Consider the following 20,043-nt stretch of genomic DNA (forward strand, 5'->3'; position numbering starts at 1 on the left):
GCCCCCGCCTGATAAAAAAATTGAAAAGAGTGGCGCATTGATATCGAATTATTTCAAACAACCAGATAAGTAACTGATTTTTAATAATTTAAAAGCAAACCACTGACAGCAATGAAAGCAAAAAGGAATGCAAAAAAAGCGCTAACCTTGCTTGCGGGCTGAAAAAAAGCAGTGCTCAGTAGCCAGATAACTATACCGATTCAGCTCCGTTGCCTGCGCTTTCCCGGCAGACAGCGAAAAGGGAAATGGAGAGTACAGGCAACCCAAGTGAACAAACGCACAGGGGGAACAAGCAGGCAGACAGCCAAAGCGGATAATCGAACAGACGGACAGCTGTTCAGAACGGAAAAGGGGCGACAGGATATATCGGACAAAAAAGCTTTCGGGCTGGCGCTGTTACTGACTGCGGCCCAGCCCGGAGGGATAGTAAAAAACGGTACACCAGACAAGCCACCACAACGGAACCCGCATCATGACTTGTCAATAAACTGCCAGCGGGCCAGCCGGGTGTCTTTGATCTGACAGGACTGCAGCGACAGGGGCCGCCAGCGATGCAGCGGGGATGAGGTCTGATCGGATTGCTCTCCCACCGCAAGGCACAACTCAGAGCCTGTCAGCCGGACTTCCCCGTCGTCGCTCCACTGAAATTTCTGCAGCGGCTGCGCCTGTAGAAAGTCGGAATGTTCACCGCAATCTCGCGCCATCAGTGCGGTACCCGGCAGGGCCTGAGTATGCGGCGCAATGGCGGTGAGGCACTTTTTATAGGCCGGCAGATAAATTTCCCCGCTTTTCAGCAACGACATGGCCTGATCCCGGAATAACCCGTTTTTGCAGTTATGGGCGATTAAAGGCAGATCCAACCGCTCATAAGGGCTGTAGCCAATCACATCCAGGCAAAAGCCGTCTTTTGGTCTGTCCAGCGGGTCGACAAGCTGAATCACGCCAATGGAGGGCGATTTCAGCGGTGCTGCCTGGGCTGTGGCGACGCTGGCGCTGAGAGTAACCGCCAGAGCGCCGGCCAGTGTGCCCAAAGAGAGCATCTTTTGCTTCATGCCGCCACCTCTGCTGTTGTAGTCAAAGCCTGACGGCGCTTGAACTTGCTGAGCTGAGCCGTCGCTATCAGGCTGCGAGCGCCGGATGCATTAATTTTGTAAGCCTCACAGTGGCTGAACAGCAGGTTGCGGCCATTGCGGGTAATGCGGGCTTCAAATTCTACCGTCTCGCCGCGCTTGGTCGCTGACATGATATTGGCAGAAAAGTTGTTGGTGATGGCGTACTCCCCTTCCTCCAGGGTGGCAATGGTCGCCAGCATGCTGGTGACATCCATCATGGAGTAGATCACCCCGCCGTGCAGGGTTTGGCTCAGGTTATCAATCTGCTCAGTGACAGTCAGCCGCGTTTTGCAGTACTCAGGGGTCTGTGTTACCACCTCAATGCCGCAAAACTGCTGGTAGTTGTGGTTAATTAATGCCTCAGACAACAGCTGAGAATAGGCACTTAATGGCGCCGATTGTGCAGAATAAGTCATGGTTCTTCCTATTTGGTCAGAGAATGGATCAGTGATTTACCTATGATGTTCTGTAACACTTCCGTGGTGCCGCCGCCTAACGAGAGGATTTTGGCGTCGCGAAATACCCGTTCCGGCAAATACCCCCTTTCACAGCCCCGGGCGCCGAAAATCTGTACCCCAAGGCTGGATACCAGATCCAGGGCACGGGTGGCATTGACCTTAGTGACACAAGCGGCCTCATCCGTCAGGCGCTCTTCTCTCAGCGCGGCCACACTTTGTGCGACCAGGGCGCTGGTGGCTGAAATCTGCAATTGCATCTCAGCCAGATGGTGCAATATGGCCTGTTTATTGTGCAGCGGCGCACCGTGAACCTGGCGCTTGTGGGCAAAAATCAGGCTGTCGTCCAGCAGGCTTCTGGCGTCGCTGTTTGCCATAACGGCCAGATTGACCCTCTCCTTTTTCAGCATCATCTTCAGTGTGCCGAAGCAGGCCTGACTGCCGGCAATCAGACGGCCTCTGGCCATCTCCAGCCTGACGCTCGACACGTCCAGACATTGCCAGCCCAGGGTGGGAATTCGCTCTCCGGACACAGTACCTGGCTCCCGCTCGACCAGAAACAGCCCCATCTCTTGCTGGCCTGTTGCCCGATCGCCGTACTTCGCCAGCACCACAAAATAGTTCGCATGCAAACCGCCACAGATATAGCTTTTCTCTCCCGTAATCAGGAACTCATCCTGTTGCGCCGACGGCACCGCCTGAGTAGTGATCGCAGCAATATCCGACCCGGCCTGAGGTTCAGTGATCGCCAGCGAAATGGTGGCGTCGCCATCGAGTACCTGTTCAATCACGGCATCAAACCGGCCATCGTTATGCTGGTGCAGCGCACTTAAGCTGACCAGGTAAGACGCCAGCCCCATGGCCAGACCCTGGCTGCCGCCGGCGGTCAGGGTTTCCACCAGCGCCACGGCACTGTCGGTATCGCGAAAGAGGCTGTCTTTGTCGCTATGGCCTAACCGCAATATCCCTTCGCTGCCCGCCATACTGTGCAGCTCCTGCGGGTACTCGCCTGCCGCTTCCCATTGCACGATATACGGCTTGATGTAGTGGTCCGCAAAGCGGTTGAGTTCTGTTACAAAAGATTGGTTCATCATCATGTTAAAATGCCGTTGTTCGGGCCAGTTCGTGAAAGCGTCCCATCACCTCGCCGAGACGCTGTTGTTTTTGCACGGTTTCTTTCTGGAAATAAAACAAGTCTGTCAGTTGCTCCATCACCTCGATTAACTGGCAGGAACGCTGTGCCACCCGGGTCTGGTAGCGCTTGAGTGCCGGTTGAATGTCATCAAAACAGCTGCCGTTCAGTGCCTGAGCCAGCATGAAGCAGTTTTCCAGTCCCAGGGTCAGCCCGTAACCCAGCGTAGGTAACATGCCGTGAATACTGTCACCCAGCAGCACACAACGGCCGTTGTACCATTGATGACCCGGGGTGATGGCGTTGAGCGGCAGAGTCAGTATGTTGTCTTCCCGCGTATTTTCGATCATCTCCAGCAGCGGTGCCGGCAGCCCTTCCAGGCGCTGCGCCATCTCGTTTCTGTTCAGGGTGGGCTGGTCCAGGTCATGCTGGTACGCCACGAACCAGTAACGGAAACGGGTGCTGTTATCGAGCGGATAAGTCACCAGCCGGGCCTGATCATGGGCGAAAATCTGGCACGCATTCTCTTCCAGAATGTCGCAGTCAAAGCAGGTCACGCCCCGGGAAGCGATCACCCCGGTGTAGTGCGGCTGACTGTCGCAGACATATTCCCTGACCTTGGATGAGATACCGTCGGTGCCGACAACCAGATCAAAAGATTCATAGTCACTGTGGTTGATTTCAATTTTTGCCTCTTCGCGGGTATTGATCACCTTGGTACAGGCTGCGCCGTAGCGGATGTCATCCGGGCCCAGCTCCTGTTTGAGCAGATTGAACAAACGCTGACGCTCAAACATCACAGCCGGTGCCGGAAAATCATGCCCCGGCATTTGAACCAGCTGGCGGTGCACTTCTTTACCGTGGCGATCCAACGTCACCAGCGAATCTATCGGCTGCCCTTCGTTAAGGAAGCTGTTGTCATTGAGAATGAAGCGCAGGATCTGTACTCCTTGCGGCCAGACGTAGATCCCTGTGCCTGAATCCCGCGGTTGCTCGCTGCGCTCGAACACAGTGACCTCATGCCCGAACTTTTTCAGCAGCAGTGCGCAGGCCAGTCCGTTTAATCCCGCGCCAACAATACCGATTTTCATTATGCCGCTTCCTTATACACAGACGGTGTCGATGCCAGGTTGAACTTACGCTGCAAGATGCACAGGCTGGTCAGCTCCATCAGCATAGGGTCGAGCAGTGCCAGACGCTGCGGTGACATTTTCGGCATCTCTGCCAGCAGGCGGCGTACTTTCTTGCTGTCGAAGAAAGGCAGTGCATCCAGGCTGGACGAGTTCAGGGTGTCGTTAACCAGTTCAAACAGCGGGCCCTGCTGCATCAGCGTGGAAGGCGGGGCGCGGAAGTAATGTTTTTTACGCTTATACAGCTCTTCAGGCAGGTAAGGCTTCATGGCTTCACGGAACACAAATTTTTCAGTATTACCGCGCACTTTCAGGTGCACAGGCAATGTCGCCGCCAGCTCCATCACGCGGTGGTCCAGCAGAGGCACGCGACCTTCTACGCTGTGGGCCATTTCCATGCGATCACCCAAAGTGGTCAGCACAAAGTTCGGCAGAAAAGACTTGGCCCACAGATACATAGAGCGGTGTACCGGGTCGATCCCTGCCAGCTTGCGGTGATCGAGCTGATTGAAGAAGATACGGTAGGGTTCGACATCACCAAATCTGTCGATCTGGCTGTCGGCATAGACGTTTTGCAGCTCTTTGAACCAGCCCGCCTGATTGTCGAGCCAGGATACCCCGTGCCCCAGCTGCTGCGTCAGCCACTCAACGTCCGCCGGCATACCTTGCTGGGTATAACCCGCCTGATTAGCCTTCATTTTCTGTAAGATGGCCTGAACATCGTCCGGGTTCTGGCCCTGGGTATTAAACAGCGCCATGTCGCGCTTAAAGTGCGGGTAGCCGCCAAAGACTTCGTCCGCCCCTTCCCCGGTCAGCACCACTTTGTTACCGGCATCCTGTACTATGCCGCTGAGAATATATTTCGCCACGCCGTGAGCATTAAAAAACGGGGTCTCGTTATGCCAGACGGCTTTTTCAAAATTATCGGCCAGATCTTTTTGCGTCACAGGCACAGTATGGAAACGGGCACCGTTCTTCTCCGCCGCCAGACGGGCAAAACGGTTTTCGTCGTAATCTTCCATTTCACCAAAGGACAGGTTATAGGCATCAAACGGCTTGCCCGCCAGCTGAGTGGCCATCCCCAGAATAGCCGAGGAATCCACGCCCCCGCTCAGGTATACCCCAATCGGTACGTCCGCTCTCAGGCGCAGCTTCACTGACTCTTCAATGGCATCGTGCACCTGTTGAATGGCATCAGCATCAGACAGGGTACTGGCATTGAGCGTTTCCGCATCCGGGTAGTCGATATCCCAGTAACACTGCTGGGTCACACCGGAAGGCGTCAGGGTCATCATGTGACCCGCCGGTACGGACTGTACATTTTGGAACAGGGTATTATTCTTGAGGTAAAACGCGCGGGTGTTGTAGGACGCCTCATCCCAGACAGCGCGAACGCCAGAATCAATAATGGCTTTGATTTCAGAAGCAAAGTAATAGCGGCCCTGATCTTCGGCCACGAATAAGGGCTTCACCCCGGCCCTGTCACGCATTGCAATCACCAGGTTTTGACGCTGGTCAAACAGCACCAGAGAGAATTCGCCCCGCAGTTTTTCCAGCCCTTTGGTGCCGTACAGCTGATAAAGGTGCAGCGCGATCTCGCTGTCCGACTGGGTCACGAACTTGCAGCCCTGACGGGTCAGCTCATAGCGGATTTTCTCAAAGTCATAAAATTCGCCATTCACCACAATATGCAATGCACCATCCGTGCTGTGGATCGGTTGAATACCGTTATCCAGGCCGATAATACTCAGCCGGGTATGGCCCATTATCATGCGCTGGTCATTAGACTGCCAGACCCGTCCTTCATCGGGGCCGCGGTGAATGATGGATTTAAGACCCTGCTCAATCTGAGCAGGTTTGATCTGATTAAGAGGATTCGCACTATAAACCGTTACAAAGCCGCACATGTTACTCTTCCTTATTAAACAAATAGTGGTATTGATTGGATGTTAAAAGTGGCGATGTCTGGCTTTAAGCCGCTTTGCTCATTGGCTCGAGCACACGTTCATAGACACGCTTGTTGTCGTGAATCGCGGCCAGCCTGAAGTTCGAGCCGGAAGTCGGGTTATAGCGAATGTTGGCCTGATCGTAGTCGCGCAGCTGGTACATATACTGACAATAAGTGTCGTAGCTGAGCGCGGTTCGTGCAGCCAGCTTTTGCTGATTCGCCAGGGTATTAATGGCGTGGCGGTAATTCTTATTCACCGTGCCCGAGAAGAATTCACCCACCGCGCCTGAGCCATAGCTGAAGAAGCCGATTGTCTGTCCCGTCAAATCCTGCTCAGCGTTATCAAGCAGAGACAGCAGGCCAATGTAGAGGCTGGCGGTATAGGTATTGCCAATTTCACGTCCGTATTGCTGGCTGATGCTGTAAGCGGCATCGGTTTTATCCGCCATCTGCTCAGGATACTGGGCGCTGAGGTGCTCAAAGGCTTTTTTGGCCATCTTAGTGAAAGGCTGGTGGAAGCAGAGCCATTCGAGCTGATCCAGCGGCTTACCGCCGTTGACCAGATAGCCTTGATAGCTGCTTGTCATCACATTGAGGTAGGCATCTTTCGACAACTCGCCGTCCACCAGGGCATGTTTGAACTGGTTCGGGCGCCAGAAATCCATGATGTCGGCACTGTAGCAGCCGCGTTCAGCATCAATCTCAATGATGTCCGGGTCAGCGGTAATCAGCATGGCTACCGCACCGGCACCTTGTGTGCATTCACCCGGGGTGTTTTGCTGATAACGGGCAATGTCGCAGGCCACAACCAGCACTGACTCATCCGGACGGGCACGCACCATATCGCAAGCCATCTGTAATCCGGCCGTACCGCCGTAACAGGCCTGCTTCACTTCAAAAGCCCGGCAGTTGGGGTGAATGTCAATCAGTCCCATCAGATAAGCCGCACCCGACTTGGACTGGTCAACACCCGTTTCAGTGGCAAAAATGAGTGTCGAAATGGTGTTCACTTCTTCCGGTGTCATAGTATTCAGTACATCCTGCGCCGCATTGGCCGCAATCGAGATGGTATCTTCATCCGGCGTCGGTACAGCCATTTTTGACTGACCTATACCATAAAGGTATTTGGCAGGATCAATCTGATGGGCCTCAGCCAGTTTTTCCAGCGTGAGATAATTCTCTGTGGTACTGAATTCAATGCGATTAATACCGACTTTGATTGCCTTGTTCATTTTTTCATTCCTTAATTTAAGTAAATTTATTGATTAATAAATGTCTCATTGCTTGTTGGAATTCATAATAGACAAGGCAGGTAAAAATAAAATTGAAAAAAATATAAAGCTATTAACCAAAAAATTAAAAGATAAAAAAATCAAGAAATAAAAAAGAATAAAATCAACACATTAAACACAAAACTACGTCATAAAAAGAACAAAACAAAAGTAGAAAAACCAAGAAAAATATTAAAAACACCCAATAACAACTATATTTAAAGGTAATACAAATGACGAAGATAAATAAATTAACAAACCACTCATCAAAAATGTACTAGCAATAAACCAAAAAATTAAATCATTAACAATTAAGATAATTCCTGCTTATTGATGAACCGCATAAAAACTATACCTCACAGAGATAGAGCAACGATGACAGCAATGTGCAAGGCAGTAAACTGCAAGCGATGACGTGCAGCTAAAAAGAGATGAGCAAGATAAGAGAAATAAAAAACGCAGAGCAGAAACCTGACTCGTGGCGCACCCATAACGATGTAGCACCCTGACACAGCATCAAAAAAGCCCGAGCCAGAAGGCCGGGCCTGAAAAACCGAATAAGCCGTAACCGCTACTGGCGGGTGATTACATAGGCATTATTCCCCATGCCAATGCCGACCCGGCAACTTGTAGAAAAATGGTGTCTGCTGCGGGTGTAGTTGGCAGGAATCGGCGAGTTGGCACACACAGTGAAACTGGATCTGTACTTATCGGCATACACCTGCGTGCTGCCGTTGACTGAGTTACCAGATCCAAAATTACAGGCCGGATTGTAGATGTTGGCGATAATCACAAAACCATCGTACACCCGGCTGTGATATCCGGCGCAAGTGTTAAACCGTGAACCGTCCTTCGGCGCTACAGTCAGAATGTAGGCATTGTCGCTGTGCTGCCAGCTGCCGCAATCGAAATTAACTGTAGTACTGGTGATGACATAGCCGTCAGGAATGAAGTCGCCCCGGCAAATGGTCATTCTTCTCGACTGCGCCCGGAACATGTCACTGAGACGCTCGTCAGACAACATCTGATCGCCCGGGATCTGATGGATCTGAGCATCCATATGATATTGGTCAATAAAGCTTTGCTCTTCATCACCGGCATGACTACTCGTGGTGCCAAGAACGCAGCCGGCCATTAACAACGCCAAAGTGTGTTTCAACATAGTGCTCTCTCTGAAATACCGTTGAAAACACAGAGTCTTAAAGCAAGCTCAAGCACAAAGATATGGCTGAGTAGTAAATATGCAATAAAGCTAATAACAAAACTGTACTGATAGTCAGCATGGTTACAGACTGGCGCCCTAGCTGTCACTGATGGCCTAGCCAGCCACTCATCGGTCACCGTGACAGAGAACGCATGTGCTGTAATAGATAGAGGAAGCCTCGCCTGCCAGAAACAAAGAACCCGCCATACGGCGGGTTCTTTTATCTTTTTCAGCAGGTGACGGGGCTGATTACATCATGCCGCCCATACCACCCATGCCGCCCATGGCAGCGCTCATGTCCGGCGCGTCAGCTTTAGGCAGCTCAGTGACCATGGCTTCGGTGGTGATCATCAGACCCGCTACAGAAGCGGCGAACTGCAGTGCAGAACGCGTCACTTTAGTTGGATCCAGGATACCCATTTCCAGCATGTCGCCGTACTCGCCAGTGGCCGCGTTATAACCGTAGTTACCTTCGCCACGCTTCACTTCGTTCGCCACGACAGACTCTTCATCGCCCGCGTTACGCACAATTTGACGCAGTGGTGCTTCCATGGCGCGCAGCGCTACACGGATACCGACAGTTTGCTCTTCATTGTCGCCAGTCAGATTAGTCACTTTAGAGGCTGCACGAACCAGAGCAACACCACCACCGGCAACCACGCCTTCTTCAACCGCAGCACGGGTTGCGTGCAGGGCATCTTCGACGCGGTCTTTTTTCTCTTTCATTTCAACTTCAGTCGCCGCACCGACTTTGATCACAGCAACACCGCCAGCCAGTTTGGCTACGCGCTCTTGCAGTTTCTCTTTGTCGTAGTCAGAGGTAGCGTCTTCGATTTGCTGACGGATCTGAGTCACACGGCCCTGAATCGCCACTTCTTCACCATGACCATCAATGATGGTGGTGTTTTCTTTAGTGATAGAGATACGCTTGGCCTGACCCAGATCTTCCAGCGTCACTTTATCCAGTTCCATGCCGATTTCTTCAGAAATCACAGTACCGGCAGTCAGCACCGCGATGTCCTGCAGCATAGCTTTACGGCGATCGCCAAAGCCTGGTGCTTTCACCGCCGCCACTTTCACAATGCCGCGCATGTTGTTCACCACCAGGGTAGCCAGTGCTTCGCCTTCAACATCTTCTGCGATAATCAGCAGAGGACGAGAGGCTTTCGCCACCGCTTCCAGTGTTGGCAGCAGCTCACGGATGTTAGAGATTTTCTTATCTACCAGCAGGATGAACGGGCTTTCCAGCTCGACACTGCCTGCTTCCTGGTTGTTGATGAAGTAAGGAGACAGGTAGCCACGGTCGAACTGCATACCTTCAACCACGTCCAGCTCGTCATGCAGAGCCTGACCTTCTTCAACAGTGATAACGCCGTCACGGCCGACTTTTTCCATCGCTTCGGCGATGATGTTACCCACGGTAGAATCGGAGTTGGCAGAGATAGTACCTACCTGCGCGATCGCTTTGCTGTCTGCACAAGGAGAAGACAGCGCTTTCAGTTCTTCTACCGCCGCAATCACGGCTTTATCGATACCGCGCTTCAGATCCATCGGGTTCATGCCCGCTGCGACCGCTTTCAAACCTTCGGTGATGATAGCCTGAGCCAGTACTGTGGCTGTAGTGGTACCGTCGCCCGCCGCATCATTGGCCTGAGACGCCACTTCTTTCACCATTTGTGCGCCCATGTTCTGGAATTTGTCTTCCAGTTCAATTTCACGCGCAACAGAAACGCCATCTTTAGTGATAACCGGCGCACCGAATGATTTATCCAGTACGACGTTACGGCCTTTAGGACCCAGGGTGACTTTTACGGCATCGGCCAGAACGTTGACACCTTCCAGCATTTTTACGCGAGCATCGTTACCGAATTTTACGTCTTTAGCAGCCATGTTTATCTTCCTTTCTTAATTCTTAATTCAAAGTGAATGGATTATTCAACGATTGCCAAGATGTCATTTTCAGACATGATGAGAACTTCTTTACCGTCGATCTTCTCAGACTTGGTGGCATAACCTTCAGCGAAAATAACGCTGTCGCCAACCTTAACGTCCAATGGCTGCACAGAACCATTCTCCAGAATGCGGCCCTTGCCTACAGCTAAGACTGTACCGCGGGTCGATTTTTCTGCAGCAGAACCAGTCAGAACGATGCCACCAGCAGATTTTGATTCAACTTCCTGGCGCTCAACGATCACTCGGTCATGTAAAGGACGAATATTCATCGGGTCGTCTCTCCTGATTTTGGTAATATTTATGGGTTGTTAGAAAGCAGGACGGTGTTTGGTTCCATCCCGCCAAAACTGATACTTAGACATGTTGGGTCGTTTTTCTGGAACCCAAGTCCTGACGATGATTTTTTTTACTTTTTGTGCCAGATTTTTTGCCCGATCACATTCTTTGCATTAGGGTGTGCAGGCAAAGACAGATCTGAGAGCCTTATGACCCAAACTGTACGACCTGATAAACACGGTTTACTGTCCGATCCTATCCCGGAAGTCCTGCGACGCCTGACCATCCCTATGGTGTTTGGCATGGTCGCTATCCTGATGTTTAATCTGGTCGATACCTTTTTCATTGCTTTGCTGGGTACCCAGGCTCTGGCGGCGGTCAGTTTCACCTTTCCGGTCACGTTTGCCATCAACTCCATCACCATGGGCGTGGGCGTCGGGTTATCAGCCTGCATTGGCCGCCTGCTGGGCAGCGGTAGCAGCCAGGCGGCGGCCAGAGTCTCCAGCCATGGTTTGTTACTGGCATTGCTGTTGGTGATCCTCGCTGTGATCGCTGGACTGCTGACCATCAATCCGCTGTTCCGCCTGCTGGGCGCGGAAGACAGCCTGCTGCCGATTATTCATGACTATATGGAAGTCTGGTATCTGGCGATCCCGCTGCTGGTCATTCCCATGGCCGGTAACAGTGCTATCCGGGCTACAGGCGATGCGAAATCGCCGGCAAAAATCATGATGCTGGCCGGAGTGATCAACGGCGTGCTCGATCCCCTGCTGATTTTTGGCTACGGCCCTTTTCCGGAACTGGGAGTGCGCGGCGCAGCCATTTCAAGCGGCGTTAGCTGGGCGTTTGCATTAGTCTGGTCGTTACGGATATTGATTGTGCGCGAAAAGCTGCTGGCGATACCGGATCTCCGGCTGATCGTTGCCGACTGGCGACAGATACTGCACATAGGAACCCCGGCCGGGCTGTCCAACGCCCTGGCACCTTTATCCAATGCCCTGGTGATGGTCTTGCTGGCCAGCCAGGGCACCGCCTCTGTCGCAGCCTATGGCGCGGCTATACGGGTGGAATCGTTGCTGATGCTGGTCATGTTCGCCCTGAGCTCAGCCCTGATGCCTTTCATGGCGCAGAATTTCGGCGCAAAACAGCCCAGACGGGCCTTTGATGCCCTGTTCACGGCCATGAAATTCGCGTTGGGCTTTCAGTTGCTGGTGTTTGTGATGATGGTGCCGCTGAGCTGGCCCATATCGCTCATGTTCAGCCAGGATGAAGCGGTGCAGACCCAGCTTTGGCATTACCTGATACTGGTACCGGCCAGCTACGGATTGCTGGCCGTGTGCATGCAATTGATCAATGCCCTGAATGCCATGCATCTGTCCTTTCAGGCACTGTTGTGGAATCTGATCCGTCTGTTCGGTTTGTTGCTGCCGGCAGCCTGGGTTGGCAGCCGGTTAAATGGTACTGAAGGATTATTTACCGGGATCGCCGTAGCCAATCTGCTGTGCGGTCTGGCGGCACTGGGGTATGCACGCAGGCTGCACCGGCAACATGTCAGTTCAGGGCACCAACATGACGCGGGCTCGTCTTCACGCTCGTGATAGCTGCCACTGACAGTTGCGCGTTTAATGGATTCCCGCCTACGCGGGGATGACATTTATTTCATTTAAATCAACAACCTAACAAATCACTCAGTGCAGCCGGTGCTGATCATCGTCATCTGATTTGTCTTTCTTCTCTTTCTCGTCTTTGTCTTTGCGCTCATATTCGCCGTCAAATACATCACCGTTTTGATCGCGGTGGAATGGATCGCGGTCTGAAAACGGCCCTTGCGGACCAAAGCCACCGCCAAAGCCGCTCTGATGCATGCTCTGCACTTTCACTTTAGTCATCAGAAACTTCGCCAGCGCGGCACGAGGCCCGGGCAGTAACACCACCAGCCCCATAGCGTCAGTCATAAAGCCCGGTGTCAGCAGCAGCACACCGGCTACCGCTAGCATCACACCTTCCACAATTTGCTGGGCGGGCAATTCCCCCTTATTTAGCCTGTCCTGCACCGACATCAGGGTCGCAATACCCTGGCTGCGAACCAGTGAAGCGCCGACCACGGCCGTCAGCAGTACAAGCAACAGGGTCGGCCACAGACCAATGACACCGCCAACCTGTACAAACAGGGCGATCTCTATGATGGGAACCAGAATGAATAAAAACAAAAGTACCGGAAACACAAACACCCCTTATATAAGGCTGGCGATTATTGAGGAAACGGCTGTCCACAGTTGAGCTGCAGCCGCATTGCGTAAAGATGCCGACTATGATGGCGAGATTGCCCTGATTTTCAACCATAGCAGCAGAGGCTTTTAGCTGGATCACCTTTTCTGCATCGATTTTTTGCCACTGACTCGGCTGAGGCTCCGAAACCAACAGCGGTTAGTGCACTTCGCCAAGCCTGCCGGGAGCTATAATTGCCTGAGAACACAGACAATGAAACTCTGCCTGATATCTCGGGTCTGACACATAGTCCCCATATGGGGTATATTGGCGACATGAAGGCGCCATCTTCAAGCCTATGACCCGAGACTGAACGAGCCCGAATCCGATGACTATACTGCGACACTTGCCCATTACGCGTTTATTTGTCTTCTGCCTGCTGATACTCAGCCTGCCGCTGCGGGCGGAATTTTCTCTGCCGGGGCTGACAGGTTCATCGAGTCAGAACAGTTTTGTCCCTGTTGATCAGGCCTTTGCCTTTAACTTTTCGCAGAACACCGATCAACTGGTGCTCGACTGGCAGGTCAAACCGGGTTACTACCTGTATCAGCATCAGTTTTCTGTGGTGGCAAACGGGGCAACCATAGGCGATATCCGTTTGCCGGCAGGCACACCCTACAAAGATGAGTTTTTCGGCGAGGTACAGATATACCCTGAATCTCTGGCACTCACAGTGCCCATTGTACAGGCCAGTGACAACGCGACCCTGACCGTCCGTTATCAGGGCTGTGCCAAGGCCGGTTTCTGTTATCCCCCCGAAACCCGCGAGGTGCCTCTGTTTGCTACCGCCTCCGCCGCGGGTACGCCGTTGTCTGGCCAGGAGCCGGTCAAAGCCAAGCTGATAGTAAGCACTGACAATCAAACAGCAACAGTGGCATCATCCGGCTCAGCCGGACAACCGCTCAGCAGCAGTGCGCCACTGAGCCAGCAGGATCAACTGGCCAGCGATCTGGCGCAGCAGTGGTGGACGCCGCTGCTGTTTCTGGCGCTGGGCATAGGGCTGGCGTTCACGCCCTGTGTGCTGCCTATGTACCCGATCCTGACCGGTATCGTGTTGGGCCGTGGCCAGCTCAGCAGCGGACGCACGTTCACTCTGGCTTTCACCTATGTCCAGGGTATGGCACTGACATACACCTTACTGGGGTTAGTGGTCGCTTCGGCGGGCATGCAGTTTCAGGCTGCCTTGCAACATCCTTATGTCCTGATTGGCCTGAGCATTCTCTTTGTCGTATTGGCATTGTCTATGTTCGGCGTCTACAACCTGCAACTCCCTTCCAGTGTGCAGACCTGGCTGAATCAGCTGAGCAATCAGCAGAAAGGCGGCCAGCTCGGCGGCGTATTTGCGATGGGCGCCATTTCCGGACTGGTTTGCTCGCCGTGCACCACGGCGCCCTTGTCCGGCGCCTTGATTTACGTTGCCCAAAGCGGCGACTTACTGACTGGCGCGGTCGCACTGTATGCTCTGGCGATGGGGATGGGGATCCCGCTGATGCTGGTCGCCATGTTCGGTAACCGCCTGCTGCCGAAAGCAGGCGCCTGGATGGACAGCGTTAAAATATTCTTCGGCCTGGTGCTGCTGGCTGTGCCGCTGTTCCTGCTGGAACGCATTCTGCCCGCAAACCTGATGCCGTATTTATGGGCCGCATTCGGACTGGGTGCCTTCGGTTGGTTGTATCATGTGAAACAAGGTATGGCCCATTCCTGGCGCAGCAGTCTGGTGGGTGTCATCGCCATTATTGGTCTGCTCGTTTCCCTGCAGCCCGTCTATCAGGGACTGACAGGCACTCAGCCACAGACCGTGCAGCAGAACGCACCAGAGATCAGCTTCCAGCGCGTGGCCAGTATGGATGAACTCAATTCAGCGCTGGCTCAGGCCAAAGCCGAAGGTAAACCTGTGATGCTGGATTTTTACGCTGACTGGTGTGTCGCCTGCAAAGAGTTCGATAAGTACACTTTCCACGATGCCAGCGTGGCGCCAGAATTACAGCGTTTCGTCCTGTTGCAGGCCGACGTCACCGACACGAATCCGGACGACATCAAGCTGCTGCAAAAGATGAATGTGCTGGGTCTGCCGACGCTGGATTTCTGGCATGCTGATGGTGAACAGGCTCCGAAAGCCCGCCTGACCGGTTTCGTTGAAGCTGAGCCCTTTCTCGATCACCTGAAAGCCAACCAGCTGATAGGCCAGTAAGCAGAAAAGTATTCTCTTAAAGCATAAAATACCCCCCAAATACACACGGGAACGGATCCAGTTCGTATCTTGGGGGGGAACAAATTGATCTGGCATTTCAGCAATGCTAGCGTTAGGAAAAACAAGAAGCTTAATGTCATGGACGCTCAGTACACTATAGTCATTGCCGATGACCACCCGCTGTTTCGAAACGCCCTGTTTCAGTCAGTACACATGGCGGTCAGCAAGGCCAATCTGCTGGAAGCAGACTCTCTTGATACACTGTTACAGCTGCTTGATAAAGAACCGGATGTTGATCTTTTGCTGCTGGATTTAAAAATGCCGGGTGCCAACGGCATGTCCGGTCTGATCCAGCTTCGCGCCCAGCACCCGGAACTGCCGGTCGTGGTGGTGTCTGCCAATGAAGAAGCTTCCGTCATCCGCCAGGTCCGTCATCACGGTGCTTTTGGCTTTATTCCCAAATCCAGCGATATGCGTGAACTTATCAGCGCACTGAATCAGGTGCTGGACGGAGAGCCTTATTTTCCGCCGGGTATCGGTGAAGATGAAGACAACCCCGAGCTGGATGCACTGGCGGCCCGCATCGCCACCCTGACTCCGCAACAGTACAAGGTCCTGTGCATGCTGTCCGATGGCCTGCTCAACAAGCAGATCGCCTACGAACTCAATGTCTCTGAAGCCACCATCAAGGCGCACATGACGGCCATTTTCCGTAAGCTCGGGGTAAAAAACCGCACTCAAGCGGTTATCCTGTTAAATGAGCTCAGTGACGAGTAAGTAATCACTCACCGTTATCACCTTGTTCCGCCTCTTCTTCTGGCAGGCGTAAGCCGACCTTAGTGACCTGCCAGTCGGCGATATCTGCCACCACCCAATGCAAGCCATTCCACTCAAAGTTATCCCCCAGTACCTGATTGGTCCCCAGATGCTGAATAACCAGATCTTTCAGTGTCATAGCTGGATTGACTTCCCCTAACTCCAGACCATAAGCGATGGCGACATCAGCCAGCCGGGCTTCGGCATCCAGAAAAAAGTCACCAAAGAAACGCGCCAACTCGGCTTTCTCTGGGGCTTCACTGAACAGCTGACTCAGGGCTTCCAGATCTTTCTCCTGCGCCAGCACACACAAGGTATCCCCCTCTTCCAGCCGGGTACTGCCCGATGGGTGCAGCAATTGCTGCTCGCGGAACACAGCCGCAATCCGGGTGCCCAGCGGGAGTGACAAGTTACGTAAAGGCTCACCGATACACCACTTATCGGCTTTCATTTTGTAGACAAACAGCTCCCACTCACTGGTTGGAAACACTTCCACCCCGGTGCGGAACACAGGTTCGGGACGAGGCGGCAGCTCGACTTTGGCCAGCGACATGGCTTTGGTGAGGGTTCCCCCCTGCAGGATCAGCGATACCATGACCACGAAAAAAGCCAGATTGAAATACAACTGAGCATTGGGCAGTCCGGCCATCATAGGAAAAACCGCCAGGATAATGGGCACGGCGCCGCGCAGGCCCACCCAGGAAATAAACCATTTTTCCCGTGCCGTGAAGCTGCGAAACGGCAGCAGGCTGATCCAGACCGATATCGGACGAGCAAAGACAATCATCCCGAACGCCAATGCCAGTCCGGGCAGTGCAATCGCAATCAGATTTGACGGGGTGACCAGCAGCCCTAGCACCAGGAACATACAAATCTGGCTGAGCCAGGTCATGCCATCCAGCACATTGAGAATAGAATGACGGCAGCGGGTCGGACGATTACCCAGCAGCAACCCCACCAGATAGATGGATAAAATACCGCTGCCGCCCAAGGTGTTTGAAATGGCAAAGATCATCAATCCGCCGCTGACCGCCAGAATTGAGTACAGCCCCTCTGGCAGATGATTACGATTAATCAGGCGCCACAACAGCCAGCCTCCCGCCAGTCCGGCGATGGCACCTATGCCAAACTGCTTGACGAAACTCAGGGCCAGAAAACCGGCGCTGAACTCAGTTCCCTGACTGCTGAGCACCGCAATCAGGGTCACGGTCAGAAACACCGCCATGGGATCATTGGTGCCCGATTCAATCTCCAGGGTCGAGCCTACCCGCTCATTCAGGCTACGCCCTTTGAGCAGGGAAAACACCGCCGCGGCATCGGTTGAGCCGACAATCGCGCCAACCAGAATGCCCTGCAGCGGCTCCAGATCAAACAACCAGGTTGCCATCAGGCCGGTCAGCGCGGTAGTGATCGCTACCCCTAAGATGGCCAACGCCACGGAGGGCCATAAGGCGACCCGGAAACTGGCCACCCGGGTCCGCATGCCGCCATCAAGCAGAATAATCGCCAGCGCCAGGTTACTGACCAGATACGCCACAGAATAATCATCAAACAAGATACCGCCCGGGCCGTCTTCACCGGCCATCATGCCGACGATCAGAAACACCAGCAGAATTGGAATGCCTAATTTGGATGATACCGGGCTCAGGAGAACACTTAACGTAATCAGTAAAGCGCCAACCAGAAAAAAACCGTTAATGGTAATCGCGTCCACTCATCCTCCAAAGATTATTATTAATTCAGCAACCTGCTAACAAACCGGTTGCTCCTGTATTTTGCCCTAATATACAGCGACATTAAGAAAACTATATGTAAACAATTCCCCGACATTGTCAGTATTTAACGCTTACCAAACACTGTTTCGCCCGCGAATATTCGGAACGGAGTCATGGTAACCGCCTTATCTTTATCTGCTGACCGCCTTATACTTTCGGCTAACTTAACAGCAATTTAACATCCCATTTTTCTTGAGTCATATCACTAACTTTCTAAATTTAGCTGACATTTGATGGTTTTTTGCCCGACTAAAGTTGCACTGTGCGTCTTCAATAAGCTTGCTATTGTCATCACGTAACATTTTTATAACTGAAAAATGACTGACCATAGTAAGGAGATGACCATGGCGTTTGAATCCAAGGAGCAAGCGCAAGCCTACTGGAAGGAGAACCTGACGATTATGGGTTCTTTGCTTGCCATCTGGTTCCTCGTGTCATACGGGGCCGGTGTGTTGTTTGTGGATGTCCTGAACCAGTTTCAGCTGGGCGGCTTTAAGCTCGGTTTCTGGTTTTCACAACAAGGTTCCATTTACATCTTTGTCGCATTGATATTTGTCTATGTCTACAAGATGAATGCGCTGGACCGCAAATTCAACGTTCACGAGGATTAAGGGAGTAGTCACTCATGGATATTCAAACCTGGACCTTCATACTGGTTGGTCTGTCTTTCGCACTCTATATCGGGATCGCAATCTGGTCCCGCGCCGGATCTACCAGCGAGTTCTACGTGGCCGGCGGTGGTGTCCACCCTGTTGCTAACGGCATGGCGACTGCTGCTGACTGGATGTCTGCCGCTTCGTTCATTTCTATGGCAGGTATCATTTCGTTCGCCGGCTATGACGGCGGTGTGTACCTGATGGGCTGGACCGGCGGTTATGTGCTGCTGGCACTGTGCCTTGCCCCTTACCTGCGTAAATTCGGCAAGTTCACTGTGCCAGACTTCATCGGCGACCGTTATTACTCCCGCACTGCCCGTATGGTAGCTGTGTTCTGTGCCATCTTTGTTTCTTTCACCTATGTAGCAGGACAAATGCGTGGCGTGGGCGTGGTTTTTGCCCGCTTCCTGGAAGTCGACATTAACGTCGGTATCATTATTGGTATGGCTATCGTGTTCTTCTATGCGGTCATGGGCGGCATGAAAGGCATTACCTATACCCAGGTTGCACAGTACTGCGTGCTGATCTTTGCCTTCATGGTTCCTGCCATCTTCACCTCTATCATGGTCACCGGCTCTGCGATTCCGCAAATCGGCTTCGGTTCGACCATCAGTGGGACGGATGTCTACCTGATGGACAAGCTGGAAGGACTGAGTACCGAACTGGGCTTCACCTCCTACATCGACGGCTCCAAGAGCATGGTAGATGTGTTCTTCATCACCGCGGCTCTGATGGTAGGTACGGCGGGTCTGCCGCACGTGATCATCCGTTTCTTCACCGTGCCTCGCGTAAAAGATGCCCGTATTTCTGCTGGTTGGGCACTGCTGTTCATTGCCTTCCTGTACACCACGGCGCCAGCTGTGGCAGCGTTTGCCCGTATCAATATGTTTGAAACCTTAAATGGTCCGGACATGCAGGGTGTCGCGGCAGAACAAGCACCAAGCTGGGTAACCAACTGGGAGAAAACCGGTCTGGTAGCCTGGGAAGACAAAAATGGCGACGGCAAAATGTTCTACTCTGGCGATGAGCGTAACGAGATGAACATCAACCGTGACATCATAGTACTGGCAAGTCCTGAGCTGGCCAAACTGCCAAACTGGGTTGTTGCCCTGCTGGCAGCGGGTGGTCTGGCCGCGGCACTGTCGACGGCGGCCGGTTTGCTGCTGGTGATTTCCACTTCGGTGGCGCATGACCTGCTCAAGAAAGGCTTCAAACCGAATATGACGGATAAACAGGAGCTGAGGGCGGCCCGGATAGGGGCAGCGCTGGCCATTATCGGTGCTGGCTATCTGGGGATTAACCCACCAGGCTTTGTGGCACAGGTGGTAGCCTTCGCCTTCGGTCTGGCGGCATCGTCCTTCTTCCCGGCGATTATCATGGGCATCTTCTACAAGAAGATGAATAAAGAAGGCGCTATCGCCGGTATGCTGAGCGGTATCCTGTTCACCGCGGCTTACATCATTTACTTCAAGTTCATCAACCCTGCGGCCAGCACCCCGGACAACTGGTGGTTCGGCATCAGTCCTGAAGGAATTGGTACACTGGGTATGTGTGTGAACTTTGTGGTATCAATTGTCGTGAACAAGTTCACGGCAGAAGTCCCGGAAGATGTACAGGAGCTGGTGGAATCTATCCGTTATCCGAAAGGGTCTGGTGAAGCTCACAGCCACTAAACAACACCGACATAATAACAACACTCAGTAGCAACAAATGGGGGAAACCCCGCTCGCTGACGGAGCCATGATGGCTCCGTTTTTTTGTGCGCAGAATGACAGTTAAGCCACTGAGTGAAACCCCTTCTCTCATCCCGCGAAAGCAAAGATCCACTGGATGGATACAGAAAAGATAGCAAACGG

Annotated in this window: 16 protein-coding genes; 5 read left to right on the forward strand and 11 right to left on the reverse strand. The window is 52.8% G+C overall.

All coding sequences use genetic code 11. From position 1 onward, the window contains the following. Positions 1 to 470: 470 nt before the first annotated feature. The 9 genes from L6J37_RS17530 to L6J37_RS17570 all read right to left on the reverse strand — a co-directional run bounded on the left by L6J37_RS17530 (position 471) and on the right by L6J37_RS17570 (position 10,474). Positions 471 to 1,052 carry an RICIN domain-containing protein gene (locus L6J37_RS17530; protein ID WP_237796072.1) on the reverse strand — a complete coding sequence of 194 codons (582 nt, stop codon included), beginning with the start codon at positions 1,050 to 1,052 and terminating at the stop codon, positions 471 to 473. Then, positions 1,049 to 1,528, reverse strand: a complete 480-nt coding sequence (locus L6J37_RS17535) for a PaaI family thioesterase (RefSeq protein ID WP_237796073.1) — start codon at positions 1,526 to 1,528, stop codon at positions 1,049 to 1,051. The genes L6J37_RS17530 and L6J37_RS17535 overlap by 4 nt, the downstream gene beginning before the upstream one ends. An 8-nt stretch (positions 1,529 to 1,536) precedes the next feature. After that, positions 1,537 to 2,664, reverse strand: coding sequence for an acyl-CoA dehydrogenase family protein (locus L6J37_RS17540; RefSeq protein ID WP_237796075.1), 1,128 nt, complete (start codon positions 2,662 to 2,664; stop codon positions 1,537 to 1,539). A 1-nt stretch (position 2,665) separates the two neighbouring features. Further along, on the reverse strand, positions 2,666 to 3,790 hold the full coding sequence (locus tag L6J37_RS17545; protein WP_192017326.1) for an FAD-dependent oxidoreductase: 1,125 nt from the start codon (positions 3,788 to 3,790) through the stop codon (positions 2,666 to 2,668). Then, positions 3,790 to 5,736, reverse strand: a complete 1,947-nt coding sequence (gene asnB / locus L6J37_RS17550; RefSeq protein WP_192017325.1) for an asparagine synthase (glutamine-hydrolyzing) — start codon at positions 5,734 to 5,736, stop codon at positions 3,790 to 3,792. Before asnB ends, L6J37_RS17545 begins: the two co-directional genes overlap by 1 nt. A gap of 64 nt (positions 5,737 to 5,800) precedes the next feature. Further along, positions 5,801 to 7,009, reverse strand: a complete 1,209-nt coding sequence (locus tag L6J37_RS17555; RefSeq protein ID WP_192017324.1) for a hydroxymethylglutaryl-CoA synthase — start codon at positions 7,007 to 7,009, stop codon at positions 5,801 to 5,803. A gap of 610 nt (positions 7,010 to 7,619) precedes the next feature. Beyond that, entirely contained in the window at positions 7,620 to 8,210 is a 591-nt protein-coding gene (locus tag L6J37_RS17560; protein WP_192017323.1) for a hypothetical protein, read from the reverse strand. Positions 8,211 to 8,501: 291 nt separating this feature from the next. Further along, on the reverse strand, positions 8,502 to 10,142 hold the full coding sequence (gene groL / locus L6J37_RS17565; protein WP_192017322.1) for a chaperonin GroEL: 1,641 nt from the start codon (positions 10,140 to 10,142) through the stop codon (positions 8,502 to 8,504). A gap of 41 nt (positions 10,143 to 10,183) precedes the next feature. Next, entirely contained in the window at positions 10,184 to 10,474 is a 291-nt protein-coding gene (locus tag L6J37_RS17570; protein WP_027254091.1) for a co-chaperone GroES, read from the reverse strand. Positions 10,475 to 10,690: 216 nt separating this feature from the next. On the opposite strand from L6J37_RS17570, the gene L6J37_RS17575 reads away from it, so the two are divergent. Continuing rightward, complete coding sequence (locus L6J37_RS17575) at positions 10,691 to 12,079, forward strand: MATE family efflux transporter (RefSeq protein WP_237796076.1); 1,389 nt, start codon at positions 10,691 to 10,693, stop codon at positions 12,077 to 12,079. 90 nt (positions 12,080 to 12,169) lie between these two features. Here L6J37_RS17575 and L6J37_RS17580 read toward each other — a convergent pair whose 3' ends face one another. Then, positions 12,170 to 12,706, reverse strand: a complete 537-nt coding sequence (locus tag L6J37_RS17580) for an FxsA family protein (protein ID WP_237796077.1) — start codon at positions 12,704 to 12,706, stop codon at positions 12,170 to 12,172. A 371-nt stretch (positions 12,707 to 13,077) separates the two neighbouring features. Here L6J37_RS17580 and L6J37_RS17585 point away from each other — a divergent pair, with 371 nt between their 5' ends. Next, complete coding sequence (locus L6J37_RS17585) at positions 13,078 to 14,940, forward strand: protein-disulfide reductase DsbD (RefSeq protein WP_192017319.1); 1,863 nt, start codon at positions 13,078 to 13,080, stop codon at positions 14,938 to 14,940. Positions 14,941 to 15,078: 138 nt separating this feature from the next. Continuing rightward, complete coding sequence (locus L6J37_RS17590) at positions 15,079 to 15,717, forward strand: response regulator transcription factor (protein WP_192017318.1); 639 nt, start codon at positions 15,079 to 15,081, stop codon at positions 15,715 to 15,717. A 4-nt stretch (positions 15,718 to 15,721) separates the two neighbouring features. Here L6J37_RS17590 and L6J37_RS17595 read toward each other — a convergent pair whose 3' ends face one another. Beyond that, on the reverse strand, positions 15,722 to 17,470 hold the full coding sequence (locus L6J37_RS17595) for a potassium/proton antiporter (RefSeq protein ID WP_237796078.1): 1,749 nt from the start codon (positions 17,468 to 17,470) through the stop codon (positions 15,722 to 15,724). A 405-nt stretch (positions 17,471 to 17,875) separates the two neighbouring features. Between L6J37_RS17595 and L6J37_RS17600 the strand changes: the two genes are divergently transcribed. Beyond that, complete coding sequence (locus L6J37_RS17600) at positions 17,876 to 18,142, forward strand: DUF4212 domain-containing protein (protein ID WP_192017316.1); 267 nt, start codon at positions 17,876 to 17,878, stop codon at positions 18,140 to 18,142. A 14-nt stretch (positions 18,143 to 18,156) separates the two neighbouring features. Beyond that, the gene (locus tag L6J37_RS17605) at positions 18,157 to 19,860 is read left to right on the forward strand and encodes a sodium:solute symporter family protein (RefSeq protein ID WP_192017315.1); all 1,704 of its coding nucleotides are present in this window, start codon (positions 18,157 to 18,159) and stop codon (positions 19,858 to 19,860) included. Positions 19,861 to 20,043 lie beyond the last annotated feature (183 nt).

Origin of the sequence: Photobacterium sp. WH77, assembly GCF_022014395.1 — a bacterium.
Taxonomy (GTDB): Bacteria; Pseudomonadota; Gammaproteobacteria; order Enterobacterales; family Vibrionaceae; genus Photobacterium; species Photobacterium arenosum.

Excerpts from the sequence above, each read along its gene's own strand:
- L6J37_RS17530 (WP_237796072.1), bottom strand. The coding sequence starts at position 1,052 with ATGAAGCAAAAGATGCTCTCTTTGGGCACACTGGCCGGCGCTCTGGCG.
- L6J37_RS17585 (WP_192017319.1), top strand. The coding sequence starts at position 13,078 with ATGACTATACTGCGACACTTGCCCATTACGCGTTTATTTGTCTTCTGC.
- L6J37_RS17605 (WP_192017315.1), top strand. The coding sequence starts at position 18,157 with ATGGATATTCAAACCTGGACCTTCATACTGGTTGGTCTGTCTTTCGCA.
- L6J37_RS17570 (WP_027254091.1), bottom strand. The coding sequence starts at position 10,474 with ATGAATATTCGTCCTTTACATGACCGAGTGATCGTTGAGCGCCAGGAA.
- L6J37_RS17555 (WP_192017324.1), bottom strand. The coding sequence starts at position 7,009 with ATGAACAAGGCAATCAAAGTCGGTATTAATCGCATTGAATTCAGTACC.
- L6J37_RS17545 (WP_192017326.1), bottom strand. The coding sequence starts at position 3,790 with ATGAAAATCGGTATTGTTGGCGCGGGATTAAACGGACTGGCCTGCGCA.
- L6J37_RS17560 (WP_192017323.1), bottom strand. The coding sequence starts at position 8,210 with ATGTTGAAACACACTTTGGCGTTGTTAATGGCCGGCTGCGTTCTTGGC.
- L6J37_RS17535 (WP_237796073.1), bottom strand. The coding sequence starts at position 1,528 with ATGACTTATTCTGCACAATCGGCGCCATTAAGTGCCTATTCTCAGCTG.
- L6J37_RS17590 (WP_192017318.1), top strand. The coding sequence starts at position 15,079 with ATGGACGCTCAGTACACTATAGTCATTGCCGATGACCACCCGCTGTTT.
- L6J37_RS17540 (WP_237796075.1), bottom strand. The coding sequence starts at position 2,664 with ATGATGATGAACCAATCTTTTGTAACAGAACTCAACCGCTTTGCGGAC.
- groL (WP_192017322.1), bottom strand. The coding sequence starts at position 10,142 with ATGGCTGCTAAAGACGTAAAATTCGGTAACGATGCTCGCGTAAAAATG.
- asnB (WP_192017325.1), bottom strand. The coding sequence starts at position 5,736 with ATGTGCGGCTTTGTAACGGTTTATAGTGCGAATCCTCTTAATCAGATC.
- L6J37_RS17600 (WP_192017316.1), top strand. The coding sequence starts at position 17,876 with ATGGCGTTTGAATCCAAGGAGCAAGCGCAAGCCTACTGGAAGGAGAAC.
- L6J37_RS17575 (WP_237796076.1), top strand. The coding sequence starts at position 10,691 with ATGACCCAAACTGTACGACCTGATAAACACGGTTTACTGTCCGATCCT.